This is a genomic window from Pseudomonas sp. PS02303, from assembly GCF_029959925.1.
GTDB classification, from domain to species: Bacteria; Pseudomonadota; Gammaproteobacteria; order Pseudomonadales; family Pseudomonadaceae; genus Aquipseudomonas; species Aquipseudomonas mandelii.
This window is the reverse complement of sequence record NZ_JASCOM010000428.1, coordinates 1-3,003: the sequence shown is the minus strand read 5'-3', so window position 1 is coordinate 3,003 and position 3,003 is coordinate 1. Positions and strand designations below refer to the sequence as shown.

Here is a 3,003-nt window from a genome sequence, read left to right as displayed (position 1 = left end):
GCTTGCTCCCGCTGGGGCGCGAAGCGTTCCCAAGATTTTTAGGGCTGCTGTGCAGCCCAGCGGGAGCAAGCTCCCTCGCCACAAAAGCCCGCCAGAACACCACAAAACGCCTCGCCATCGACCGATGCCGGGGCGTTTTGCTGTCTACGATTCAACTTGCCCCACGCCGGGCCGACAAACTGGCAATATCAACACTTCAAGATGTCGGAGATAACGGATATGTCCCTACGCACCCTGCTCACCACGCTGCTGCTGACGTGCAGTTTTTCAGTCATGGCAGCCACCGAGATCGTGCCCCTGAATTACCACACCAGCGCCGATATGCTACCCATAGCACAGGATTTCATCGGCAAGGACGGCCAGGTCAGCGCTTACGGCAACCAACTGATTGTCAACGCAGAACAGCGCAAGATCGACGAACTTAAGGCCCTTGTCGCACAACTCGACGTTGCCGCGAAGCGCCTGCTGATCACGGTCGACACCAACGAAAACAACTTCCAGGGCGACCAGGGCTACTCGGTCAACGGCGCCAAACCGAGCCAGACGCGCATCATCAATCGCAGCACCGATAGCCGTGATGGCGGCATCCAGCAGATTCAGGCCAGCGAAGGCACACCGGCGCTGATTCAGGTCGGCCAAAGCGTCCCGCTCACCAGCACTCAGACCGATTCCTATGGTGATCTTCGCAGCCAGACCGAGTACCGCAACGTCACTCAGGGCTTCTACGTCACCGCCAGCGTTACCGGCGACATCGTTCACCTGGCGATCAGTACCAACCGTGACCGCATGAGCCAGGAACGTCCAGATGTAGTGAATGTGCAAAGTACCGACACAACTGTCACGGGACGCTTGGGCGAGTGGATCACCCTGGCCGGTGTGAACCGTCAGACCCAAGCCGATAAACAGGGCCAGACCCGCAGCTACTCGACTCAGGGCCGGGATGACATGACGTTGCGGGTGAAAGTCGATACTTTGGACTAAACCACCGAAAACTGACTGATTAGTCGTATTAGACCAAAGATGTAGTGCCCGAAAAAAAGCACTACAAAACGTTTGACGATACAAAAAAGCAAAGGCATGATGGCCTCGCTCCCGCTAATCAGGGGCCCTGGCAAGGGCCTTCGAGGCGCTGCTCGCATCTACCCCGCGAGCCGCTTCGTGTCTGTACCGCCCACAAGGTGTGTTTGACGAGGTTGCCGACTGGAACGAAGTTGTCCCGAGGGACGGAAGCGTAATTAGGTAACCCGGCTCCACACTGAAGTTCGTACCAAGGCCCACGACGCCCGAATGCGCTCGCCAGTTCGCCCTTACCTGCTCACTTCCCCTCGAGCCCATCGTTCATCCCGTCGCCAATCCCGCCGAATCCGACTTGACCACCTAAGCTTCTGGTCAGCGAGCAGCCTCTTACGCCCCAATTGAATCGCGTACTTGGCAGGAGCAGGAATTTTCCACACAGACCTATGCGACGAGGTTTATCTCCATGGCACTGACACGCGAACAGCAAATTGCAGCCCTCGAAAAAGATTGGGCTGAAAACCCACGCTGGAAAGGCGTGACACGCGCTTACTCCGCTGCTGACGTCGTCCGCCTGCGTGGCTCGGTTCAACCTGAGCACACCTTTGCAAAACTGGGCGCCGAGAAGCTGTGGAACCTGGTCACCCAGGGCGCCAAGCCATCCTTCCGTCCTGATAAAGATTTCGTCAACTGCATGGGCGCCCTGACCGGCGGCCAGGCTGTACAACAAGTCAAAGCCGGTATCCAGGCAATCTACCTGTCGGGCTGGCAGGTTGCTGCGGACAACAACTCCGCCGAATCGATGTACCCGGACCAATCGCTGTACCCGGTGGACTCGGTTCCAACCGTGGTCAAGCGCATCAACAACTCGTTCCGTCGTGCCGACCAGATCCAGTGGAAAGCCGGCAAAGGCCCGGGCGACGAAGGTTACATCGACTACTTCGCACCGATCGTGGCTGACGCTGAAGCCGGTTTCGGCGGCGTTCTGAACGCTTACGAGCTGATGAAGAGCATGATCGAAGCAGGCGCCGCCGGCGTTCACTTCGAAGACCAACTGGCTTCCGTGAAAAAATGCGGCCACATGGGCGGCAAAGTACTGGTTCCTACCCAGGAAGCTGTACAGAAGCTGACCGCTGCTCGTCTGGCAGCTGACGTTGCTGGCACACCGACCATCATTTTGGCTCGTACCGACGCTAACGCGGCTGACCTGCTGACTTCCGATTGCGACCCATACGACCAGCCGTTCGTGACTGGCGAACGTACTCAGGAAGGCTTCTACAAAGTACGCGCCGGCCTGGACCAGGCAATCGCTCGCGGCCTGGCTTACGCTCCGTATGCCGACCTGATCTGGTGCGAAACCGCCAAGCCGGACCTGGACGAAGCTCGTCGTTTCGCTGAAGCGATCAAAAAGGAATACCCGGACCAACTGCTGTCGTACAACTGCTCGCCTTCCTTCAACTGGAAGAAAAACCTGGACGACGCGACCATCGCCAAGTTCCAGCGCGAACTGTCCGCCATGGGTTACAAGCACCAGTTCATCACCCTGGCCGGCATTCACAACATGTGGCACAGCATGTTCAACCTGGCGCACGACTACGCCCGCAACGACATGACTGCCTACGTGAAACTGCAAGAGCAAGAGTTCGCTGACGCTTCGAAGGGCTACACCTTCGTGGCTCACCAGCAGGAAGTGGGCACCGGCTACTTCGACGACATGACCACCGTGATTCAAGGTGGCACGTCTTCGGTAACCGCCCTGACCGGTTCGACCGAAGAAGAACAGTTCCACTGATCCGATTCGCCTGAGCAAACGGCCGTTGCGGACCGAATAGAAAGCTAACCGCAACGTCGCACATCTGACGCCCCGACTGGTTCGGGGCGTTTTTTTTGCCTGCATTTTTAAAACACCACCGCCCCCCGTAGGAGCGAGGCTTGCCCGCGAAGAATACGCCGCGGTGCTTCAGACTTACCGCGTCAGCGTTCTTCGCG

Annotated in this window: 2 protein-coding genes; both read left to right on the top strand. The window is 58.1% G+C overall.

The annotated features are described in order from the left end of the window. The first annotated feature begins 219 nt into the window (after nucleotides 1-219). Nucleotides 220-981: a secretin N-terminal domain-containing protein gene (locus QMX98_RS33640; protein ID WP_282412041.1), complete on the top strand. Its 762-nt coding sequence runs from the start codon at nucleotides 220-222 to the stop codon at nucleotides 979-981. 499 nt (nucleotides 982-1,480) lie between these two features. Then, a complete protein-coding gene (aceA, locus tag QMX98_RS33635) occupies nucleotides 1,481-2,806 on the top strand; it encodes an isocitrate lyase (protein ID WP_010458877.1) in 1,326 nt (441 codons plus the stop codon). Nucleotides 2,807-3,003: the final 197 nt, after the last annotated feature.

What these genes read in the sequence shown, in the direction of transcription:
- aceA (WP_010458877.1), top strand. Translation starts at nt 1,481, where the DNA reads ATGGCACTGACACGCGAACAGCAAATTGCAGCCCTCGAAAAAGATTGG.
- QMX98_RS33640 (WP_282412041.1), top strand. Translation starts at nt 220, where the DNA reads ATGTCCCTACGCACCCTGCTCACCACGCTGCTGCTGACGTGCAGTTTT.